The 21,213-nt window shown below is 71.7% G+C and carries 21 protein-coding genes; 14 read left to right on the top strand and 7 right to left on the bottom strand.

The genetic code is table 11. The features are described 5' to 3' along the window. Positions 1 to 30: 30 nt before the first annotated feature. Positions 31 to 681, top strand: coding sequence for a thymidine kinase (locus ACFZB3_RS36220; RefSeq protein ID WP_391383386.1), 651 nt, complete (start codon positions 31 to 33; stop codon positions 679 to 681). A gap of 83 nt (positions 682 to 764) precedes the next feature. On the opposite strand, the gene ACFZB3_RS36225 is transcribed toward ACFZB3_RS36220, so the two are convergent. Next, complete coding sequence (locus tag ACFZB3_RS36225; RefSeq protein ID WP_391383390.1) at positions 765 to 2,702, bottom strand: helix-turn-helix domain-containing protein; 1,938 nt, start codon at positions 2,700 to 2,702, stop codon at positions 765 to 767. Positions 2,703 to 3,016: 314 nt separating this feature from the next. Here ACFZB3_RS36225 and ACFZB3_RS36230 point away from each other — a divergent pair, with 314 nt between their 5' ends. Beyond that, positions 3,017 to 3,778 (top strand): glucose 1-dehydrogenase, encoded by a 762-nt coding sequence (locus tag ACFZB3_RS36230; RefSeq protein WP_391383393.1) that lies wholly within the window; start codon positions 3,017 to 3,019, stop codon positions 3,776 to 3,778. Positions 3,779 to 3,983: 205 nt separating this feature from the next. Here the strand turns inward: ACFZB3_RS36230 and ACFZB3_RS36235 are convergent, their stop codons facing one another. After that, positions 3,984 to 4,787 (bottom strand): VOC family protein, encoded by an 804-nt coding sequence (locus ACFZB3_RS36235; protein WP_391383396.1) that lies wholly within the window; start codon positions 4,785 to 4,787, stop codon positions 3,984 to 3,986. Positions 4,788 to 5,100: 313 nt separating this feature from the next. Here ACFZB3_RS36235 and ACFZB3_RS36240 point away from each other — a divergent pair, with 313 nt between their 5' ends. After that, entirely contained in the window at positions 5,101 to 5,943 is an 843-nt protein-coding gene (locus ACFZB3_RS36240) for a rhodanese-like domain-containing protein (RefSeq protein WP_391383399.1), read from the top strand. A 64-nt stretch (positions 5,944 to 6,007) separates the two neighbouring features. Here ACFZB3_RS36240 and sepH read toward each other — a convergent pair whose 3' ends face one another. Then, positions 6,008 to 7,045, bottom strand: a complete 1,038-nt coding sequence (gene sepH / locus ACFZB3_RS36245; RefSeq protein WP_391383402.1) for a septation protein SepH — start codon at positions 7,043 to 7,045, stop codon at positions 6,008 to 6,010. Positions 7,046 to 7,516: 471 nt separating this feature from the next. Between sepH and ACFZB3_RS36250 the strand changes: the two genes are divergently transcribed. Beyond that, on the top strand, positions 7,517 to 8,338 hold the full coding sequence (locus tag ACFZB3_RS36250) for a hypothetical protein (RefSeq protein ID WP_391383405.1): 822 nt from the start codon (positions 7,517 to 7,519) through the stop codon (positions 8,336 to 8,338). Here the strand turns inward: ACFZB3_RS36250 and ACFZB3_RS36255 are convergent. Together ACFZB3_RS36255 and ACFZB3_RS36260 are read right to left on the bottom strand one after the other, a co-directional pair. Next, on the bottom strand, positions 8,262 to 9,581 hold the full coding sequence (locus ACFZB3_RS36255; RefSeq protein WP_391383408.1) for a D-arabinono-1,4-lactone oxidase: 1,320 nt from the start codon (positions 9,579 to 9,581) through the stop codon (positions 8,262 to 8,264). The genes ACFZB3_RS36250 and ACFZB3_RS36255 overlap by 77 nt on opposite strands. Next, positions 9,541 to 10,779, bottom strand: a complete 1,239-nt coding sequence (locus ACFZB3_RS36260; protein WP_391383411.1) for an MFS transporter — start codon at positions 10,777 to 10,779, stop codon at positions 9,541 to 9,543. Before ACFZB3_RS36260 ends, ACFZB3_RS36255 begins: the two co-directional genes overlap by 41 nt. A gap of 163 nt (positions 10,780 to 10,942) precedes the next feature. Here ACFZB3_RS36260 and ACFZB3_RS36265 point away from each other — a divergent pair, with 163 nt between their 5' ends. Next, on the top strand, positions 10,943 to 12,070 hold the full coding sequence (locus ACFZB3_RS36265) for a ferrochelatase (protein ID WP_391383413.1): 1,128 nt from the start codon (positions 10,943 to 10,945) through the stop codon (positions 12,068 to 12,070). Positions 12,071 to 12,078: 8 nt separating this feature from the next. Then, positions 12,079 to 12,894, top strand: a complete 816-nt coding sequence (locus ACFZB3_RS36270) for an inositol monophosphatase family protein (protein ID WP_391383416.1) — start codon at positions 12,079 to 12,081, stop codon at positions 12,892 to 12,894. A gap of 225 nt (positions 12,895 to 13,119) precedes the next feature. Here the strand turns inward: ACFZB3_RS36270 and ACFZB3_RS36275 are convergent, their stop codons facing one another. Next, positions 13,120 to 13,293: a hypothetical protein gene (locus ACFZB3_RS36275; RefSeq protein ID WP_167450044.1), complete on the bottom strand. Its 174-nt coding sequence runs from the start codon at positions 13,291 to 13,293 to the stop codon at positions 13,120 to 13,122. Positions 13,294 to 13,712: 419 nt separating this feature from the next. Here ACFZB3_RS36275 and ACFZB3_RS36280 point away from each other — a divergent pair, with 419 nt between their 5' ends. From ACFZB3_RS36280 to ACFZB3_RS36295, 4 genes are all read left to right on the top strand, one after another. Beyond that, positions 13,713 to 14,366: a response regulator transcription factor gene (locus ACFZB3_RS36280; RefSeq protein ID WP_007387794.1), complete on the top strand. Its 654-nt coding sequence runs from the start codon at positions 13,713 to 13,715 to the stop codon at positions 14,364 to 14,366. A gap of 5 nt (positions 14,367 to 14,371) precedes the next feature. Next, positions 14,372 to 15,637: an ATP-binding protein gene (locus ACFZB3_RS36285; protein ID WP_391383421.1), complete on the top strand. Its 1,266-nt coding sequence runs from the start codon at positions 14,372 to 14,374 to the stop codon at positions 15,635 to 15,637. Positions 15,638 to 16,038: 401 nt separating this feature from the next. Beyond that, on the top strand, positions 16,039 to 16,335 hold the full coding sequence (locus ACFZB3_RS36290; RefSeq protein ID WP_003997302.1) for a DUF4193 domain-containing protein: 297 nt from the start codon (positions 16,039 to 16,041) through the stop codon (positions 16,333 to 16,335). A gap of 13 nt (positions 16,336 to 16,348) precedes the next feature. Then, positions 16,349 to 17,266 (top strand): hypothetical protein, encoded by a 918-nt coding sequence (locus tag ACFZB3_RS36295; RefSeq protein ID WP_391383423.1) that lies wholly within the window; start codon positions 16,349 to 16,351, stop codon positions 17,264 to 17,266. 82 nt (positions 17,267 to 17,348) lie between these two features. On the opposite strand, the gene ACFZB3_RS36300 is transcribed toward ACFZB3_RS36295, so the two are convergent. Further along, positions 17,349 to 17,816: a DUF3093 family protein gene (locus tag ACFZB3_RS36300; RefSeq protein ID WP_391383426.1), complete on the bottom strand. Its 468-nt coding sequence runs from the start codon at positions 17,814 to 17,816 to the stop codon at positions 17,349 to 17,351. Positions 17,817 to 17,874: 58 nt separating this feature from the next. Between ACFZB3_RS36300 and ACFZB3_RS36305 the strand changes: the two genes are divergently transcribed. From ACFZB3_RS36305 to ACFZB3_RS36320, 4 genes are all read left to right on the top strand, one after another. Continuing rightward, the gene (locus ACFZB3_RS36305; RefSeq protein WP_391383429.1) at positions 17,875 to 18,459 is read left to right on the top strand and encodes a hotdog domain-containing protein; all 585 of its coding nucleotides are present in this window, start codon (positions 17,875 to 17,877) and stop codon (positions 18,457 to 18,459) included. Further along, positions 18,456 to 19,037 carry a dUTP diphosphatase gene (gene dut / locus ACFZB3_RS36310; RefSeq protein ID WP_391383432.1) on the top strand — a complete coding sequence of 194 codons (582 nt, stop codon included), beginning with the start codon at positions 18,456 to 18,458 and terminating at the stop codon, positions 19,035 to 19,037. The genes ACFZB3_RS36305 and dut overlap by 4 nt, the downstream gene beginning before the upstream one ends. A 1-nt stretch (position 19,038) precedes the next feature. Beyond that, the gene (locus ACFZB3_RS36315; RefSeq protein WP_189262384.1) at positions 19,039 to 19,800 is read left to right on the top strand and encodes a DUF3710 domain-containing protein; all 762 of its coding nucleotides are present in this window, start codon (positions 19,039 to 19,041) and stop codon (positions 19,798 to 19,800) included. Positions 19,801 to 19,988: 188 nt separating this feature from the next. After that, positions 19,989 to 21,158 (top strand): alginate lyase family protein, encoded by a 1,170-nt coding sequence (locus ACFZB3_RS36320; RefSeq protein WP_391383436.1) that lies wholly within the window; start codon positions 19,989 to 19,991, stop codon positions 21,156 to 21,158. Positions 21,159 to 21,213 lie beyond the last annotated feature (55 nt).

Below are 21,213 nucleotides of genomic sequence, written 5' to 3' on the forward strand. Positions count from 1 at the left end.
CACCACTGATCGAAAGGTGTTCAACTCCCCATGCCCGAGCTGGTGTTCTTCTCCGGAACGATGGACTGCGGGAAGTCGACGCTGGCGCTGCAGATCGCGCACAACCGGTCGGCCCGGGGACTGAGGGGTGTCATCTTCACGCGCGACGACCGGGCCGGGGAGGGCAAGCTGTCCTCGCGGCTGGGACTGGTGACCGAGGCGGTCGAGGCGGCCGAGGGCATGGACATGTACACCTATCTGGTCGAGCAGCTGTCCCGGGGCGGCAAGGTGGACTACGTGATCGTGGACGAGGCCCAGTTCCTCGCGCCTGGGCAGATCGACCAGCTGGCCCGGGTGGTCGACGATCTCGGGCTGGACGTCTTCGCCTTCGGGATCACCACGGACTTCCGTACCAAGCTGTTCCCGGGTTCGCAGCGCCTGATCGAGCTGGCCGACCGGATCGAGACCCTCCAGGTGGAGGCGCTGTGCTGGTGCGGGGCCCGGGCGACGCACAACGCCCGCACGGTGGGCGGAGCGATGGTGGTCGAGGGTGCCCAGGTGGTCGTGGGCGACGTCAACCGCCCGGCGGAGGAGATCGGTTACGAGGTGCTGTGCCGCAGACACCACCTCCGCCGGATGACCAGCGCTTCGGCCCAGGCCGGCGTGCTGTCCCCTGACGTCCTGCCGGTTCCCTCGGTTTGACGAGGTGACGCCCGCGGGCGCTGGGCGGCCATGCTGCGGACGGACCTGCACCCCTGCACCTCAAGCAGGCCGGTCCGAGTCCCTCATGGGCTCGCCGCCCCGGAGGTCACCTGCCGGTGCCGCAAGGTGCGCCGGGTCCGGTGCAGCCGCAGGGCGAGCTGGATCTCCAGTGCCCGTTCGGGTTCCAGCCAGTCGGCTCCGAGGAGTTCGGCGATGCGCTCCAGCCGTCTGGACACCGTGTTGGGATGGACATGCAGGCCGGCCGCCGCGCGCGTCGGGCTGGCGGAGGACGCGAAGTACGCGTCGAGGGTCCCGGTCAGGTCGGTGAAGCGCCGCGTGTCGTAGTCCAGTACGGGACCGATCACGGCCTCGACGTAGTCGCCGATGCCGTGGGTCTCGGAGAGCAGGACGCCGAGGAAGCCCATCTGCTGCGGGGTGGCGACACCGCCCGGGTTGCCCAGTTCGACGAGCGCCTCCAGGCAGCTGAGGGCCTCGCGGTGGGCCCGTGCCACGTGCACCGGGTCCGATACCGGCCCGGCCGCCCCGACCGTGACGGGATGCCCGACGACGGGCGTCAGCTCAGCGGACACGGCGGTGGCCGCGGCGAGCGGGTCCTCGCCGGGGAGCAGCAGGGTCACCCGGCCGTCCCGGAACCTCGCGAGTCCGGACGCGCGATGGGCGTACGACGACGCCCACGCGGCGGCCCGGCCGGCCGGACCTCCCTCGGGCCTGGCCACCACCATCACATGCGGATCGCCGAGGGAGAGGCCGAGCCGGCGGGCCTGCGCGACCAGCCGGCGCGGCTGCGGCCCGACGTCGCCGAGCAGCTCGTCCAGCAGCTCGTCACGGATCTGGTCGTGGGCCACCGTCGAGGTGCGCTGCAGCAACAGGATGAGGGCGACCGCCCGCGCGGTGAGCTGGAGCAAGCGCACGCCGAAGCCGTCCGTGAGGGGTTCGTCGGGGACCAGCAGCACGGTCCCGAGGTTCTCGCCGCCCGCCGTGACCGGCGCGGCCCAGCCGCCCCCGGACATCGGCACTGGACCGCCGGCGGCGTGTGCGTCGTAGGTCCACCTGAGCACGTCGTCCTCGGCGAGTCCGGGCGGTGTGCCGGTCACGACGACCTCGCGTCCGACGCAGTCCCTGACGACCAGCGCCCCCGACAGCTCCCGGACCGCCGCCTCGGCGAGGGTCTGCGGGTCGCAGCCGCCGAGCACCAGGTCGATCAGACGGATGTAGGCGGCCTCGACGCGGTGCTGCACGTCGAGGCTGCTCCTGGCACGGGAGGTGTCCCGTGCCAGCTCGGTCACCTCGGCGCGGGTCTCCTCCAGGAGCCGCACGCGTTCGAGGGCGACGCCCGCGAGCTTGCCGAGCGACCGCAGGAGGCTGATCTCGTCCGGCGTGAAGTACCGCACCTTCCGGTCGGCGCCGTAGAGGGTGCCGAAGACCGCGGTGCCGTGGCCGAGCGGAACCGCCAGGACGGCGTGCAGACCTTCGGCCCGTACGACGGCGTCGATGTCGGGGGAGTGCGGAACGGCCGTGTCGGTCAGGTAGTCGGGGCTCCAGGCGGGCGCCCCGCTCCGCTGGACGAGACCGCCGAGGCCCCGGTCGCCGGCGGTCTCCAGGCCCACGCCGCGCGCGGTGGTCCCGCCCTCCGCCGCGCGGATGGAGGAGGCCCCGCCCTCGTCGCCCGCGTTGCGCAGTCCGACGAAGGCCATGTCGACGTTCAGCAGCCGGCGTGCCCGTCGGGCGATCTCGTGCAGCAGCGCGTCCACGCCGTGCACCAGGGTGAGGTCGTGGGCGGTGTCGACGAGCGCGGCGAGCCCGGCCTCCCGCTGCTGCGCGTGGCCGATCCGGGCCTGGACGGACGAGGCCAGGCGGACGGCGTGGTCGAGTTCCGCCAGGGTGTCGCCGGGCAGTTCCTCGCGCCGGGCGGTGCGCAGCAGTTCGTCGAACCGCGCTGCCGGGGCCCCTTCGGCGAGCAGTTCCAGCACGGACATCGCATCCGGCGACGTGGCCGGCACCGGTCCCTCCACCATGTTCCCCCGTGATCAGGCAAGCAGCTCCTTAGAGAGCCTAAGCATGGGGATCCGCGGCGGCAACCGCGGTCCGCGCCCGCCCCGGAGAGTGGGCAGGGGCGGTGGTCGGGTCACCCCGGTTCCCGGCCGGATGTGTGGTCTGATCACCTGTCGTCCGCCGGGGTCGCCGCGGAAGGATCGGGCCGGGGCGCGTGCGCGCACGAGCGGCGCGCACAGCGCGGGACGCCGGCCGTGGAACGTCTGCCGTGCGGGCGCCCTGATTTCCCGTCCACGACGACAGGTACCAAGGAGCACCCCCCATGACCGCCCGTTTCAAGGACAAGGTCGTCATCGTCACCGGGGCCGGAGCCGGCATCGGCCGGGCCAGTGCCAGGGCCTTCGCCCGGGAGGGCGCCACCGTGGTCGCCGCCGGCGCCCGGCCGGAGTCCGTCGAGGAGACCGTGCGGCTCGTCGGCGAGGACGGCGGCACGGCCGGCGCCGTGGTCGCCGACGTCACCCGGCCCGAGGACATGGAACGCCTGGTGCGCACCACGGTGGAGCGCTACGGCGGCCTGCACGTCGCGCACAACAACGCGGGCGTCTTCGGCAGGCCCGCCCCGGTCGCCGACCTGGACCTGTCGGCGTGGCAGTCCGTACTGGACGTCAACCTGACCGGCGTCCTGCTCGGCATGCAGCAGCAGATCAGGCACATGCGGGCGCACGGCGGCGGCGTCATCGTCAACACCGCGTCCAACATCGGGTACCACGGGCGCCGCCCCGGCATGGCCGCCTACGCCGCGTCCAAGGCCGCCGTGAGCACCCTCACCCGGGTCGCCGCCCTGGACCACATCAGGGACAACGTACGCATCAACGCGGTGAGCCCCGGTGCCACGGACACCGGCATGTCGCTGCGGCCCGGGGAGACCGCCGCCGACCGGGCGGCCCGGCTGGCCACGACGGTGCCGATCGCCCGCGTCGCGACGACCGACGAGATCGTCAACGCGGTGCTGTGGCTGGCGTCCGACGAGTCGAGCTTCGTCGTCGGCCACGACCTCGTCGTCGACGGCGGCGTCACCAGCTGATCCCGCCGACCGCCCGCCCGTTCCCAGGGTTCGATCCGGGACGCCTTGCCGATCCCGCATCCGCACGCGCGACTTGAGGCGGCCTGCCCCCGGCGACCGCGACCCGCGGACCGTACGGATCGGCGTCGGCGCGTGCCGTGCGCACTGGCCGGCGACGCCGTGGCGTGGGACGGGTTGCCTTGCGCCGTCCCACGCCGGCGACGGCTCAGCGCGGGCTCTGGATCACCGAGAAGACCGCGCCCTCCGGGTCGGCCACCGTCGCGACCCGCCCGTGCGCGCTGTCCCGGGCCGGCTTCAGCACCTGCCCGCCCAGCTCGGCGACCTCCCGCAGGGTCGCGTCCGCGTCGGCCACCTCGAAGTACGTCAGCCAGTGCGGCCCCCGGTCCCGGGGCAGCGCGAGGCCGACACCGTGGATGCCGGCCACCGGACGGCCCCCGACGTGCAGGGTCACGTAGTCGAAGTCGGCGGACACCACCGGCTCCTCCTCGTAACCGAACACCGTCTCGTAGAACTTGGCGACGCTCGACGTCTCGAAGGTGAGCAGCTCGTCCCAGACCGGTGTGCCCGGGACGCCGGTCAGGGCCGTGCCGAGGTGGGCCGATCCCTGCCAGATCCCGAACACCGCGCCCGAGGGGTCGGAGGCGATGGCCATCCGCCCGGCCTCGGCCGCGTCCAGCGGGCCGACGCCCACCGTGCCGCCGCACAGCCGGGCCGTCTCGGCCGTCAGGTCCACGTCGTCCGAGGCGAAGTACGGCGTCCAGGCGATCGGCAGATGCAGGTCCGGCGACAGCTGCCCGATGCCCGCCACCTCCTGCCCGTCGAGCAGCGCCCGGACATACGGGCCGAGCTGCTGGGGGCCGGGCTCGAACTCCCAGCCGAACAGGGTTCCGTAGAACTCCTCGGTCGCGGTCAAGCCGTGCACCATCAGACTCACCCAGCAGGGGGTGCCGGGCGCGCGCCGAGCGTGCGTGCCGCCGTTCGCGCCCGCCGATCCCCGTACCTCGGTCATCGTCACTCTCTCCTCGGCCCCTCGCGGTGGCCGTGTCGCTTCCGCTCTCCGGACCGGCTGCGCCGCAGCCGCGGGCACGCCCCGTGCCGTTCCCGGCACCCTCCGTGGTGACCTGCGTCCACGCCCGTGGGGCGGCTCCGCCGCGAGGATGCCTGGTCTGCCGTTTCTCGCCCGTTTCCGGCCGATTGCCGTCGGGTGTCCATCAGCCGTACAGCATGTGCCCGATCCCGTACGCCCGGTGATCGAGCCTGTCCGGCCGAGCAGAGTAGTCGTACCTGGACGATGCGGCCACCCCTGGCGTAAGGATGGGGCCATGGAAGCCATCATCGACGCAACCGAACTCGCCGACGACCTGACCGGGCCGAATCCGCCCGTCCTGCTCGACGTCCGCTGGCAGCTGACCCCGCCCGGCACCCCGCCGTTCGACGGCCGGGCGGCCTACGCGGCCGGGCATCTGCCGGGCGCCGTCTACGTGCACCTGGACGGCGAACTCGCCTCGCCGCCCGGCGGGAACGGCCGGCATCCCCTGCCCGACCTGGCCGTCTTCGGTGCGGCGATGCGGCGCGCGGGGGTGTCGGCGGGCCGGCCGGTCGTCGTCTACGACGGCGGACAGGGCTGGGCGGCGGCCCGTGCCTGGTGGCTGCTGCGCTGGACGGGTCACCCGGACGTGCGGGTCCTCGACGGCGGGTTGCCGTCCTGGACGGGTGCTCTTTCGGCGGACGTGACCGAGCCGGCCGAGGGTGACTTCGAACCGGCCCCGGGTGCCGGGCAGTTGCTCGACGCGGACGGGGCGGCGGCGCTGGCTCGCTCGGGTGTGCTGTTCGACGCCCGCGCGGGGGAGCGGTACCGGGGTGAGGTGGAGCCGATCGACCGGGTCGGCGGCCACATCCCGGGCGCCGTGTCGGCGCCGACCACCGAGAACGTCGGTCCGGACGGCCGCTTCCTGCCCGCCGCCGAACTCCGTGACCGCTTCAAGGGCCTGGGTGCCTCGGAGGGGGCCGAGGTGGGCGTGTACTGCGGCTCGGGCGTCTCCGGCGCCCACGAGGTGCTGGCGCTGGCCGTCGCGGGCGTCCCGGCGGCGCTGTACGTCGGTTCGTGGTCGGAGTGGTCCGCCGACCCGTCCCGTCCGGTGGCGGTCGGCCCCGACCCGCAGTAGCGCAGGCGCAGCGGAAGGCGGGGGCACGCACGCGCGCCCCCGCCTTCCGCTGCCTGTTCCGGTTCTACTCCTGCTTCTTGCGCCGTGTCCCGAAGACGATCTCGTCCCAGCTCGGCACGGCGGCACGGCGGCCGGGGCGGACGCCGTCGGCCTCGGCCTGGCGGTCGGTGGCACCGATCAGCCGGTCGCGGTGGCTGCCGACGGAGCGGGGCATGAGGACGTCCGCGTAGGCGGAGCCGGCCGAGGCTGCCGGGGCCGGGGGCTCCTCCGCGGCCGGTTCCGGAGCGGGCTCCTCCGGGACCTCCACCGGGCGCTCCGGGACCACCATGTCGCCCCGGAAGCTCGGCACCGCCTCCAGCAGGCTGGTCAGGGAGTCCCGTTCGCCGGCCGTCTCCTCGACCGGATCGGACGACTGCGCGGGCAGGCTCGGCCGCTCGCGGTCCCGGTCGCCGGAACGGTCCAGCGGCCGGTCGCGCGGCAGCCGTGCGATGCGCGGCACGAACGGAAAGCTGGGCTCCGGTACGGCGAGGTCCTCGGACTCGCCGATCAGCGAGCGCGCCTCGTCGTCGACCGCCTGGACGAGCCGCCTGGGCGGGTCGTAGGTCCAGCTCGCCGAGTGCGGTTCGCCCGCGACCCGGTAGACGAGCAGGACTTCCCAGGTGCCGTCGTCGCGGCGCCAGGAGTCCCACTGCACGGTGTCCTTCTCGGCGCCGCGCAGCACCAGCCGCTCCTGCACGGCCTCGCCGAGCAGCGGCCCGGAGTTCTCGCCGGGCCTGCGGACCGGCGTCTTGCGGGCCCGCTCGGCCATGAAGGCGCGCTCGGCCAGTACCGGACCCTCGAAGCGCCGCACCCGGTCGACGGGGATCCCGGCGAGCTGCGCGACCTCTTCGGCCGTCGCGCCCGCTCGTATCCGCGCCTGGATGTCTCGGGGCCGGAGATGGCTCTCGACCTCGATCTCGATCTGGCCGAGCCGGGGCCGGTCGCCGCGTACGGCGGCACGGAGCCGTTCGTCGATCGGAAGGGTGTACTCCGTAGAGTCGGCAGCCTTGAGCACCAGCCGTGTGCCGTCATTGGAGACGGCCACGACACGCAGTTCGGGCATGGGGACCTCCCGGGTGGTGCCTGCCGACGTCACGTGCGTCGCTGCTTCCGCTAGTCGAGTGTGGCCTGCCCGGGTGCAGCCTGCCACAACCTTGCCGAGTTGCCCGGCGTGTCGGGCACGGGCCCTGCACCGCCGTTATGGCACGGTTACCTATTCGCAACGCTAAGTGACCAACTCCGTCACCCTGTGCAACTAGCCCCCTCCCGGCGGTCCTGCAAGGCCTCGGACGCCCTGGCGGGAGACCGGGCCCAGGGCTCGCAACAGTACTCCATTCGGGCCACGTGCGTGGATTGGCGCGCCGCCCAACTTCTGGCAACAACCGCTCCCCGGCCGTTGTTTGCCCGTATCGGGCGATCTTGAACGTGGCGTACTTCACGCAATCCTCAGAAACGGAACTAATGGTTTCGTCCGTACGTCCCTTTCTTGTGCAGTCGATCGAACAAGTACGGGAAGGGCAGGCAAGGTTCGGTAATGCGTGAAAGGCCCGGTTCCGGTGACGAGACCAGTACGGGGGAGGAGGTGAAGGGAAGTTCGAAGCGGATCGACCTCAGCGTGCCCCAGGTCGCGGGCGGCGCGGTGGCCGCGGTGGTGGCCGCCAAACTCGCTTCCTACTTCGGGGTGTACGGGACGATCCTCGGCGCCGGAGTCGTCAGTGTGATCGCCACCTGCGGCGGCTCGGTGTTCCAGCACTTCTTCAGCCGCACCGGCGAACAGTTCCGCGACGCGACGGTGACCGCGTCCAGAACCGCGCGCCCCCGGGAGCAAGCGCCCCCGGAGCCCGGCGCGTTCACCGAGGGCACCGTCTACCGCGCCCGGGTGCGGACCCGGCGCCGCCCGCTGGTCGCGGCCGCCCTGGTGTTCGCGGTCACCATGGCCGGCGTCACGGCCTGGGAACTCGTCTCCGGCAACAGCTTCAGCGGCAGCTCCGGCACGACGGTCGGCGGCGCGGTCACCGGTGACGCCAGGTCTTCGGGTTCGTCCGGCGGCTCCGGCTCCTCCGACACCACGGATTCTCCGGGGACTTCGGGTTCCTCCGGTGCGAACTCCGGTGCCGGTACGGCCACTTCGACCACTCCGTCGCCGTCGTCCTCCCCGGGGGCGTCCGGTACCCCCGGGAGCGACGGGACCGCCGGCCCGGCACCGTCACCGAGCGGGTCCGCGAGCGCGGAGCCGAGCACGGCCCCCACGCCCGGCGCCTCCGCCGGTGACTCCGCGGCTACTGCCCCAGAACCCTCCGCAGATAGTCGTTCTGGAACAGCCGGTCCGGATCGAGCCGGTCCCGCAGCGCAGTGAACTCGCCGAAGCGCGGGTAGACCTCGGCGAAGTAGTCCGCGTCCCGGGTGTGCACCTTGCCCCAGTGCGGACGCCCCTCGTGCGCGGTGAAGATGCGCTCGGCGGCGGTGAAGTACGCCTGGTACGGCGTGCCCCGGAACATGTGCACGGCGATGTAGGCGCTGTCCCGGGCGGACGCGGTGGACAGGGCGATGTCGTCGGCGGGGGCGGTGCGGACCTCGACCGGGAAGTTCACCCTGAGACCGGAACGGTCGACCATCGCCCTGAGTTCCCGCAGCGTGTCCACCAATGCCTCGCGGGGCACCGCGTACTCCATCTCCACGAACCGCACCCGGCGCGGGGATGTGAAGACCTTGTACGGAATGTCCGTGTAGGACCGGGCGGACAGTGCCGTGCTGGAGATCCGGGCGACCGTCGGGACGACGGCGGGCACCGCGCGGCCGAACAGCTGCGCGGCGTGGAAGACCCCGTTGGAGAGGAACTCGTCCTCGAACCAGCCGGCCAGCTGCCCCACCGGCTGCGGCGGGCCCGCGCTGCGGTTGTTGCGCTTGGTGTTGGTGTTGCCGGTGTGCGGGAACCAGTAGAACTCGAAGTGTTCGTTCTCGGTCCAGAGCTGGTCGAACTCGGCGAGAACCCGGTCCAGGGGCATCGGCTCCTCGCGCGCGGCGAGCAGGAAGACCGGCTCCACCGCGAACGTGATCGCGGTGACGATGCCCAGGGCACCGAGACCGACCCGCGCCGCCGCGAAGACCTCGGGGTTCTCCTTCTCCGAACAGGTGAGCACCGAGCCGTCGGCGGTGACCAGTTCGAGTTCCCTGATCTGTGCGGCGAGCGAGGCCGACTCGCGGCCGGTGCCGTGGGTGCCGGTGCTGGTGGCCCCGGAGACCGTCTGCTCCATGATGTCGCCCATGTTGGTCAGCGACAGGCCCTCACGGGCCAGGGCCATATTGAGTCTCTTGAGCGGGGTACCGGCCTCGACCGTGACGGTCATGGCCTTGCGGTCGATGTCGCGTATGCCCGTGAGCAGTTGAGGGCGGATCGAGACACCGTCGGTCGCGGCGATCGAGGTGAAGGAGTGGCCGCTGCCGACCGCCTTCACCTTCAGGCCGTCCTCCGCCGCCTGCCGTACGGCCGCCGCCAGCTCGTCCACGGAGGCGGGCACGACCTCCCGCGCGGGGCGGACGGTGACATTCCCTCCCCAGTTACGCCACGTGCCGCTCTTCCCGCTCGCTGTACTGCTCAACGGTGCCTCCCCGACCCGTGACCGGCCTGCTGAGCCGGCGGTACCCGAGGAAACCGACCGCGACCGCGACGGCTCCGGACACGGCCGGAACCCCGTACCCGGCACGGGCGCCGGCCGCGTCGATCACCCAGCCGGCGACCGAGGAGCCGAGCGCCACCCCGACCGCGAGGCCGGTGCTCACCCAGGTCATGCCCTCGGTGAGTTTCGCGCGAGGTACGTGCTTTTCGATGAGGGACATCGTCGTGATCATCGTCGGTGCGATGGACAGGCCCGCAACGAACAGCGCCACGGCCAGAAGCGGCAAGTTTCCGACCAGTAGGAGGGGGATCATACTCACGGCCATCGCGCATATGCCCAGCAGCCACCGGCGTTCCGGCTTCCCCCCGAACCGCATGAGCCCGAAGACAGCCCCGGCCACGCAGGAACCCGCCGCATACAGGGCCAGGACGATGCTGGAAGCGGCCTTGTGGCCGCGTTCGTCGGCGAAGGCGACGGTCACCACGTCGACCGCCCCGAAGATGGCTCCGGTGGCCACGAAGGTCGCCACCAGCACCTGGAGGCCGGGCGCGCGCAGCGCGGAGCCGCCGCCGTGGTGGTCACGCGGGTGCGGCTCGGGCTCGGTGGCCCGCTGGGCGGTCAGCCAGAAGACGCCGGCGGCGAGGAAGCCGGCGGCGAGCAGCGGGCCCGCCTCCGGGAACCAGGTCGTGGACAGGCCGATGGAGAGGATCGGCCCGAAGATGAAGCACACCTCGTCGACGACGGACTCGAACGAGTAGGCGGTGTGCAGCTGCGGGGTGCCCCGGTAGAGGGCTGCCCAGCGGGCCCGGATCATCGCGCCCAGGCTCGGCACCGCGCCGATCCCGGCGGCGCACACGAACAGCACCCAGTCCGGCCATCCGAAGTGCGCGGCCAGCAGCAGCCCGGCCGCCGCGGCGAGCGCGAGCAGGGTCGCGGGGCGCAGGACGCGGCGCTGGCCGTGCCGGTCGACCAGCCGGGACACCTGCGGCCCGATCGCGGCGGCGGACAGCGCCATGGTGGCCGACAGCGCGCCCGCGAGCCCGTACCGGCCGCTGAGCTGGGAGATCATCGTGACCACGCCGATGCCCATCATGGACAACGGCATCCGGCCGACGAAGCCCGCGGCGGAGAAGCCCTTGCTGCCGGGGGCGGCGAACAGAGCGCGATAGGGGCTGGGCACGGGGGTCTCCGACGGATGTGCGAGTAAGGCGTGACTGCGGCTGATACAGCTTACGAGTGAGGTCGCTGTCCTGCACCCGTCCGGTACCGGGGATAAACCTCCCGAATCCGACTCTTCACGCTCCTGTTTCCGGGCCGTCAGTGCCGGGTGGCAGGATCGGCACATGTCAGACGCGCTCGAAGCCACCCCCTACGACGCCCTGCTCCTGCTCTCCTTCGGCGGCCCGGAAGGCCCGGACGACGTGGTTCCGTTCCTGGAGAACGTGACGCGCGGGCGCGGTATCCCGAAGGAACGTCTCAAGGAAGTCGGGCAGCACTACTTCCTGTTCGGCGGGGTCAGCCCGATCAACGACCAGAACCGCGCCCTGCTGGACGCCCTGCGCAAGGACTTCGCCGAGCACGGCCTCGACCTGCCGGTCTACTGGGGCAACCGCAACTGGGCGCCGTACCTGACGGACACCCTGCGCGAGATGGTCGCCGACGGCCGCCGCCGCATCCTGGTCCTCGCCACCAGCGCCTACGCCTCCTACTCGGGCTGCCGCCAGTACCGCGAGAACCTCGCCGACTCGCTGGCCGCGCTGGAGGCCGAGGGCCTCGAACTCCCGAAGGTCGACAAGCTGCGGCACTACTTCAACCACCCCGGCTTCCTGGACCCGATGATCGACGGGGTGCTTGCATCCCTCGCCGACCTCCCCGACGACGTCCGCGCGGGCGCCCACATCGCCTTCACCACCCACTCCATCCCGACCGCGAGCGCCGACACCTCGGGCCCGGCCGAGACGCACGGCGAGGGCGGCGCGTACGTCGAGGAGCACCTGGACGTGGCCGAGCTGATCGCGGACGCGGTCCGGGAGCGCACCGGGACCGACCACCCCTGGCGGCTCGTCTACCAGTCCCGCTCCGGCGCCCCGCACATCCCGTGGCTGGAGCCGGACATCTGCGACCACCTGGAGGCGCTGCACGGCGCCGGGGTCCCGGCGGTCGTCATGGCCCCCATCGGGTTCGTCTCCGACCACATGGAGGTCCTCTACGACCTCGACACGGAGGCCACGGCGAAGGCCGCGGAGCTGGGTCTGCCGGTCCGCCGGTCCGCGACCGTCGGGGACGACCCGCGGTTCGCCGCCGCGATCCGCGAGCTGGTCCTGGAGCGCGCCGCCGCGGAGAGCGGACGGGAGATCACGCCGTGCGCCCTGGGCGCACTCGGCGCGAGCCACGACCTCTGCCCGGTCGGCTGCTGCCCGGCCCGCGCCCCCCGCCCGGCCGCGGCCGGTGCCGACAGCCCCTACGCGTGAGGAGCCCCGTGACCGACGCCCTGCACACGGACCTGCTGGACCTCGCCCGGGAGGCGGCCGCCCGCGCGGGCGAACTGCTGCGGGACGGCCGTCCGGCCGACCTCGCCGTGGCCCGGACCAAGTCCAGCCCGATCGACGTGGTGACCGAGATGGACATCGCGGCGGAGAAACTGATCACCGACCTGATCGCCGGGCACCGCCCCGACGACGGCTTCCTCGGCGAGGAGGGCGCGTCGTCGGAGGGGACCAGCGGCGTCCGCTGGGTGATCGACCCCCTCGACGGCACCGTGAACTACTTGTACGGGCTGCCGACCTGGGCGGTCTCCATCGCCGCCGAGCAGGACGGGGAGACCGTGGTCGGCGTCGTGGCGGCCCCGATGCGCGGCGAGACGTACCACGCGGTGCGCGGCGGCGGGGCCTGGGCGACCGGGGCGTGGGACGGGGAGCGGGAGCTGCGCTGCCGCCCGGCGCCGCCGCTGGACCAGGCGCTGGTGTCGACCGGCTTCAACTACGTCACCGCCGTCCGCACCCACCAGGCCGAGGTCGCGGCCCGGCTGATCCCCCTGCTGCGCGACATCCGCCGCAGCGGGTCGGCCGCGATCGACCTGTGCGACGTGGCCTGCGGCCGGCTGGACGGCTACTACGAGCGCGGCCTCAACGCCTGGGACTGGGGCGCGGGCGACCTCATCGCCCGGGAGGCCGGCGCCCTGACCGGTGGCCGCCCCGGAGAGCGCCCCGCACGCGCCCTGACGGTCGCCGGCACCCCGGGCGTCTTCGAGCCCCTCCAGCGCCTCCTGGAGGACTTCGGAGCCTGGCACGACTGAGGAACGCCGTACGCCGGGGCCGAGGGGGCACGCCGTAGGGGCGCTGTCGGAACACCCGGGTCCGAGAGGTCCCGGCGCTCGCAGCCGGTCTCGGGAAAAAGATCTCGTGCCTTGCCGGCCGAGAGGAATCGAACGCGGTTGCGGTGGGAAAGGATCAGGTACGAGCAGGGCCCCGGCGCTGGATTCGCCGGGGCCCTGTTCTCGTGCTGCGGTGCTGCGGGACTGTCAGACGCTGGTCGCGCCGACTTCCACACCGTGTTCGGCTGCGAGGCGGCGCAGGTCGTCGAGCTCGGCCTGCTCCACTTCGACGAGGAAGTCGTCACCCTCGTCACGAGCCCGGGTGATGTCGGACTCGGTCGCCTTTATGCGCTGCAGAAGTCCTGCGGTGAATGCGTCCATGCTGCGCCCCCTCGTCCTGGGTCGTGGGTCGGTGGCACGGGGGTGTGCCGTTCGGAAGGGGCGATCACGTCTCTCGCGGGTGCCCAGCGCTGCCCGGCCGGGCGGCGACGGTGCCGGACACCCCCATCGTCCACTCTGCTGTAGCGGCGGTGTACGTACCGCATGGTGCTGCGGCACATGCAGAGCGTGATCGCGGGGTGTACATGCCGTCCTCCCCCCGCTCCTCTCCGTGGAAACCTCAACCGCAGGAGAAAATCCCGCATTCCCGCCCGGCCGCCTCGGATCCGGCTGTCCAGCCCCCGTCTTACTGCCGACTTATGGCCGAAAAGGGCAGGATGGAGGTCACACATCCCACGGAGACCCCCTGCCCGGGTGCGCCGGTGCGCGCTACGCGGGTGGACAGAGGAAGGACAAGCGACGTGCGCGTACTCGTCGTCGAGGACGAGCAACTGCTCGCCGATGCGGTGGCCACCGGACTGCGCCGGGAGGCCATGGCCGTCGACGTCGTGTACGACGGTGCGGCCGCCCTGGAGCGCATCGGCGTCAACGACTACGACGTGGTCGTCCTCGACCGCGACCTCCCCCTCGTGCACGGCGACGACGTCTGCCGCCGGATCGTCGAGCTCGGCATGCCCACCCGCGTGCTGATGCTGACCGCCTCCGGTGACGTCAGCGACCGCGTCGAGGGCCTGGAGATCGGCGCCGACGACTACCTTCCCAAGCCCTTCGCCTTCAGCGAGCTCATCGCGCGCGTGCGCGCCCTGGGCCGCCGCACCAGCGTGCCGCTGCCGCCCGTCCTGGAGCGCGCCGGCATCAAGCTGGACCCGAACCGCCGCGAGGTCTTCCGCGACGGCAAGGAGGTCCAGCTGGCGCCGAAGGAGTTCGCGGTGCTGGAGGTGCTGATGCGCAGCGAGGGCGCGGTGGTCTCCGCCGAGCAGCTCCTGGAGAAGGCGTGGGACGAGAACACCGACCCCTTCACCAACGTCGTGCGCGTGACCGTCATGACGCTGCGCCGCAAGCTGGGCGAACCCCCGGTGATCGTCACCGTTCCCGGCTCGGGCTACCGGATCTGATGACCGTGGCGACCACTCCCGCACCCCCGCAGGCACCGCCCAAGCCCACCTGGGACCCGAGAAGGCAGCAGCCGGTCCTGCCGTGGCTGCGCCCGACCATCCGGATACGGCTCACCCTGCTGTACGGCGGCATGTTCCTGATCGCCGGCATCCTGCTGCTGTCGATCATCTATCTGCTGGCCGCCCAGGCGATCAGTACCGGCAACCAGCCGCTGTTCAAGATCGTCAAGTATGACGGGCTGCAGGTCTCCAGCGACAACTGTCCGGCGATCAACATGGCCGCCACGGCCAACTCCAACACCGTGTCGCTGCAGGACTTCAACAACGCCATCGCCCAGTGCGTGGACCACCAGCGCCAGGTGGCCCTGGACAACCTGCTCAGCCGTTCGCTCCTCGCTCTGCTGGGCCTGGCCGTGATCGCCTTCGCGTTCGGCTACGCGATGGCCGGCCGGGTGCTGTCCCCGCTCGGCCGGATCACCCGCACCGCCCGCGCGGTGGCCGGCTCGGACCTGTCCCGCCGGATCGAGCTGGACGGCCCGGACGACGAGCTCAAGGAACTCGCGGACACCTTCGACGACATGCTGGAGCGGTTGCAACGGGCCTTCACCGCCCAGCAGCGCTTCGTCGGCAACGCCTCGCACGAACTGCGCACGCCCCTGGCGATCAACCGCACGCTCCTGGAGGTGCACCTCTCGGACCCGGGCGCGCCCGTGGAGCTGCAACAGCTCGGCAGGACTCTGCTGGCCACCAACGAGCGCAGCGAGCAGCTCGTGGAGGGCCTGCTGCTGCTCGCCCGCAGCGACAACCAGATCGTCGAGCGCAAACCGGTCGACCTGGCCGAGGTGGCCTCCCAGGCCGTCGACCAGGTGCACGCCGAGGCGGAGGCCAAGGGCGTGACGATCCGGGGCGTACGGAAACCGGCCGTGGTCCAGGGCAACGGCGTGCTCCTGGAGCGGATCGCCCTGAACCTGCTGCAGAACGCGGTCCGCTACAACGTGCCCGAGGACGGCTGGGTGGAGGTCAACACCGAGATCCAGCACGGGCAGGCGGTGCTCTACGTGGCGAACACCGGTCCGGTGGTCCCGGCGTACGAGATCGACAACCTCTTCGAGCCCTTCAGACGGCTCCGTACCGAGCGAACGGGCAGCGACAAGGGTGTGGGCCTCGGCCTGTCCATCGTGCGGTCCGTGGCCCGGGCGCACGGCGGGCACATCGTGGCCCAGCCGCGAGAGGGCGGAGGACTCGTGATGCGGGTCACGTTGCCGGTCTGACGCCGTTACAAGATCGCGACACACGCGGGGGATGTTCGCTTTGCGCTGAATTTTCCAGCGGCGCGGCACATTCCCCTCTGTGTGATCGATCACAAGGGCGGATTTCCGGCCATCTACTCTGCGTGATCATGGCTAGGGGAATAAAGCCGGGAAAATCCCTGTTTTCAGGGGTCTTGATCACGGGAAGTACAGGGTGAGGCGCCTTTGAAGTGCCTCGGCAGGACCGTGTACGGTCCCCATCGCCATTCAACCTGATCACTCTTGGGGGGTCCGGTTGGGTGTCGATTGAGTAACAGACCTTGATGTGAGGCAAAATCTCCGCCTCGGGTCGGGCACAAGTCCGGCCTCTCACGCGTTACGTGCGCTGGAGACACCGCAGACACCCAGAGGGGGAGAGCGACATGGCAACCGATTACGACACTCCACGCAAGACCGACGACGACGTCGACTCGGACAGTCTTGAAGAGCTGAAGGCCCGGCGGAACGACAAGTCAACGTCCTCGGTGGACGTCGACGAGTTCGAGGCCGCAGAAGGCCTGGAGCTGCCCGGAGCGGACCTCTCGAACGAGGAGCTGGCCGTCCGGGTGCTGCCCAAGCAGCAGGACGAGTTCACCTGCATGAGCTGCTTCCTGGTGCATCACCGCAGCCAGCTGGCCCGGGAGAAGAACGGTCAGCCGATCTGCCGCGACTGCGACTGAGGACGGGTCGGGCATGACTGGCTCGACCCCACCTCGGAAGCGCCGTTTCCCTTTGCCGGGAGCGGACTCCGGGCCGTCCGACGGCCCGCGCGCGCGTGATGCCGAGCGGGGCTCACCCGACCCGGGAGCCTCGCTCGAACCGGCGGCCGGCCGGGGTGACCTCCCGGCGCCGACGGACCGGTCCGCGCCCGTCGCCAGGCGACGGGTCGCGGCCATCCGGGACAGGGCCGTGGACATGGCCCGGGAAGGCGCCCGTAAGGGCGGCAGCCGGGCGAAAGCGGGGCTGGGGTACCTGGCGGACCGGATCATCGAGATCGCCCCGCGTGTCCCCGTACGCGACCTCGCGACCCTGCGCCGGCAGTTCCCGGGCCTCGGGCCCGAGCAGCTCGCCGACAAACTGGTGGCGGGCGCGGCCGGCGCGACCTCGGCGGTCGGGGCCGGAGTCGGGGCTGCGGCGATGCTGCCGGTGCCGCCGGCGATGCCGACCGAGCTGGCCGCGGAGATCACCGGGGTCGCGGCGATCGAGCTGAAGATGATCGCCGAGCTCCACGAGGTCTACGGCGTGCGCCCGCCGGGGAACCTGAAGGACCGCAGCACCGCGTATCTGTCCTCCTGGTCGGGGGAGCGCGGCATCGACGTGATGAAGCCGTCGACGATCAACAACGCCCTCGGCGGGCACATGAAGCGCGAGCTGCGCCAGCAGATCATGAAGCGGATGGTGCGGGACCTGCCGAACCTGATGCCGTTCATGGTGGGCGCCGCGGTGGGGGCGGTCATGAACCGCCGGGACACCAGAAAGCTCGCGGCGCGGATCCGGACGGACCTGAGAAAGATCCAGGTGCCGTGGGAGGAACTGCCGGAGCTGCCGCCGCTGGAGAAGCCGGCGGAGCCGCTGCCGATCGCGGAGCTGCCGGAGGACTTCGGGGGCTGACGGGCGTTCCGGGTGCGCGGGCGGAGCGCCCCGCGCCCCTCTGGGGTGCTGCCGAGACCGGAGCGGGCGCAGCCCGACCCGCTCAGGCCTTCGTGCTGGTCTTCGCCGCCTCGATCGCCGCCGCCAGGGCCTCCGGCTCCCGGGTCGACAGGTACAGGTACGGGGTGGGGTCGGCCGGGTCCGTGACCTCCACGCGGAGGGCCCTCGGGATGTAGGAGCGCAGCAGGAGGAAGGCGCGGACGTCGGCCTTGTGCGTGCGCCAGGCGCGCGCCTCGTCCGGGTCCAGGATCTCCGCCGGGCCCAGGGCCGACACCGGGATCTTCGCCTCGCCCGCGATCAGCGAGTCGCCGACGACCCGGATCCGCGGGGAACCGTACGAGCTGGCCACCACCGCTGCCGCCGCGGTGCCGCCGACCAGGCCGCCCAGCATCGGCAGGGTGCCGAACGGCAGCAGGATCAGGGCGAACGAGACGCCGACCAGGAAGCTGATGAACCACCAGGACCGGGGGGCGGTGAGGCGTTCTTCGTACGGGGTGGCGGAGAGCTGCATGGAGCCAAGCTTGGCACGGTGTCCGGATTCACTGGACGCGCGGGTAAGGTCTGCGCCTGTGAGTGGTAGTTCCGCAGCTCTTCAGCCCCCTGCCAGTGCCCGGAAACCGGAGCGGCACCCCGACGCGCCCGCGCCCGGTGAGCTCATCGGTGCACACTACGAACACTGTTTCGGGTGTGGGCACGGGCAGTCCCACGGGCTGCACCTGGAGGTACGCGCCGGCGAGGGCGTCTCCCTCGCCGCCGAGTTCACCGTGCGCCCCGCCCACCAGGGCGCCCCGGGCCTCGCGCACGGCGGCGTGCTCGCCTCCGCCCTGGACGAGACGCTGGGCTCGCTCAACTGGCTGCTGCGGAAGATCGCCGTGACGGGACGGCTGGAGACCGACTTCGTGCGGCCCGTGCCCGTGGGCACCACGCTCCACCTGGAGGCCGAGGTGGTCGCCGTGGCCGGCCGGAAGATCTACTCGACCGCCACCGGACGCATGGACGGCCCCACGGGGCCCGTAGCCGTCCGCGCCGACGCCCTCTTCATCGAGGTCCCGGTCGAGCACTTCGTCGACAACGGCCGCGAGGAAGAGATCCAGGCCGCCATGAAGGACCCCGACCAGGCCCGGCGCGCCCGCGCCTTCGAGGTGAATCCGTGAACCCCGCAGACCCCCTGGCCCCGGCCCGCACGGCCGGCCCGCTCGGCGTCCTCGTGCGCCGCGTCGACCCCGACGTACCGCTTCCGGCGTACGAGCACCCCGGTGATGCCGGGGCCGATCTGCGCACCACACAGGCGTGCGAGCTGGCGCCGGGAGAACGGGCCGTGCTGCCGACGGGAGTGTCGATCGCCCTCCCGGAGGGGTACGCGGCCTTCGTGCACCCTCGTTCGGGGCTCGCCGCCCGGTGCGGTGTGGCCCTTGTGAATGCCCCGGGGACGATTGATGCCGGGTACCGTGGGGAGATCAAGGTGATCGTGGTGAATCTCGACCCGCGCGAGGCGGTGCGGTTCGAGCGCTTCGACCGGATCGCCCAACTGGTCGTCCAGCAGGTCGAGAGGGTCCGCTTCCAGGAGGTGGCGGAACTTCCCGGCTCGGCGCGGGCCGAGGGGGGCTTCGGGTCCACCGGCGGTCATGCCGCGGTGGGCGATGTGAGCGGCACAAGCGGTCAGGCCGCCGAGGGCGGTCGGACGGGTGGGAATCGATACGCTTCGGTCGTATCCGACCGGGAAGGACAGTGACGTGTTCGGACGTCGCAAGAAGAAGGGTGCCGCCGAGGACGCGGCCGGCGAGGCCGAGCAGGTCGTCGACAGCGTCGACACCGAGGCGGACGAGGAAGAGGGCGAGCGCGAGCGCGTTCGTCTGGAGCCGGAGCCCCGGCCCGACGGGCCGTGGGACGACACCGAGGTGCGTGAGGCCGGCGAGGGCCGGGTGGACCTGGGCGGTCTGTTCGTGCCCGGCGTGGACGGCATGGAGCTGAGGGTCGAGGTCGCGGGCGACGCGATCGTCGCGGCGACCGTCGTGCTGCGCGACAGCGCCATCCAGCTGCAGGCCTTCGCCGCGCCCAAGCGCGAGGGCATCTGGGGCGAGGTCCGCGAGGAGATCGCGACCGGCATCACGCAGCAGGGCGGCATCGTCGACGAGGTCGAGGGTCCGCTGGGCTGGGAGCTGCGCGCCCAGGTGCCGGTGCAGCTGCCGGACGGCACCGGCGGCTTCCAGGTCGTGCGGTTCGTCGGTGTGGACGGTCCGCGCTGGTTCCTGCGCGGGGTGATCTCCGGGCAGGGCGCGGTCCAGCCGCAGGCGGCCGGCCTCCTGGAGCAGATCTTCCGGGACACCGTCGTGGTCCGTGGCGAGGGCCCGATGGCGCCCCGCGACCCGATCGTCCTGAAGCTGCCCAACGATGCCCAGATGGTCCCCGAGGGCGTCCAGCAGGAGGAGTCCTCGCGCTTCTCCGGCGGCATGGGCCAGCTCCAGCGCGGACCGGAGATCACCGAGGTCCGCTAGCGGAACAGGCAGGCGACGAGGGCCGTACCCCACACCGGGGTGCGGCCCTTTCACATGCCCGGGTGCTCCGGTGTGAATGACTCCCGCTTACTTCACACCTTGACGGAAGTCTGGTCCGTACCTACGGTCTCGATTCACGCCTACGTTCACAGAGGCGCTCAACGTTCACATACAAGAACGGAGTCGCTGTGCGTCGCATCCCCCTGCTCGCGGCCGCGGGTGCCCTGCTCCTGGGCGTCTTCACGGCCCCCGCCGCCCACTCCGCCCCCAGCACCTTCGTGCACCCCGGGGTCACCGTCTCCAAGGCCCAGCTCGACTTCGCCCGCACCGAGGTGCTGGCCGGCGCCCAGCCCTGGAAGTCGGCCTACGACCAGATGCTGGCGAGCAAGTACGCCGACCTGAACCGCACCCCCACACCCTGGGCGACGGTCGAGTGCGGCTCGTACTCGAACCCCAACTACGGCTGCACCGACGAGCGCGAGGACGCGATCGCCGCCTACACCGACGCGCTCGCCTGGTACATCACCAAGGACGCCCGGTACGCCCAGAAGGCCATCCAGATCATGGACGCCTGGTCGGCCACCATCACCAGCCACACCAACAGCAACGCGCCCCTGCAGACCGGCTGGGCGGGCTCCTCCTGGCCCAAGGCCGCCGAGATCATCCGGTACACGTACACCGGCACCTGGTCGAACGAGGCCCGCTTCGCCACCATGCTGCGCAACGTCTACCTCCCCACCGTCATCAAGGGCTCCAACTCCAACGGCAACTGGGAGCTGTCGATGATGGAGGCCGCCGTCGGCATCTCCGTCTTCCTGGAGGACAAGACGTCGTACGACACGGCCATGGCGAAGTTCCGCACCCGCACCGCCGCCTACGTCTACCTGGCCTCCGACGGGTCGGTGCCCAAGACCGTGCCGAGCCAGAACCTCGACACCACCGCCAAGATCGTCTCCTACTGGCAGGGCCAGTCCACCTTCGTCACCGGCCTCACCCAGGAGACCTGCCGGGACTTCACGCACACCGGGTACGGCATCTCCGCGATCTCGCACGTCGCCGAGACCAGCCGGATCCAGGGCACCGACCTGTACGGCACGGACGTCGGCGAGCGGCTGCGCCAGGCGCTCGGCTTCCAGGCCAAGTACCAGCTGGGCACCGCCGTCCCCAGCTGGCTCTGCGGCGGCTCCCTCAACCTCGGGCTCGGGCCCGTCACCGAGGTCGGCTACAACGCCCTGCACAACCGGCTGGGCATCGCCATGACCAACACCCAGACGCTCACGCTGAACAACCGTCCCGCGGGCAGCAACAACCTCTTCGTCGCCTGGGAGACCCTCACCCACGGCGACAACCCCAACTGAGCGCACGGTGGCGGGCGCCGGAGCCGCGGCACCGGCGCCCATCAGGGTTGCGTCA

This window comes from Streptomyces sp. NPDC008092, assembly GCF_042957285.1.
In the GTDB taxonomy this organism is placed as follows: domain Bacteria; phylum Actinomycetota; class Actinomycetes; order Streptomycetales; family Streptomycetaceae; genus Streptomyces.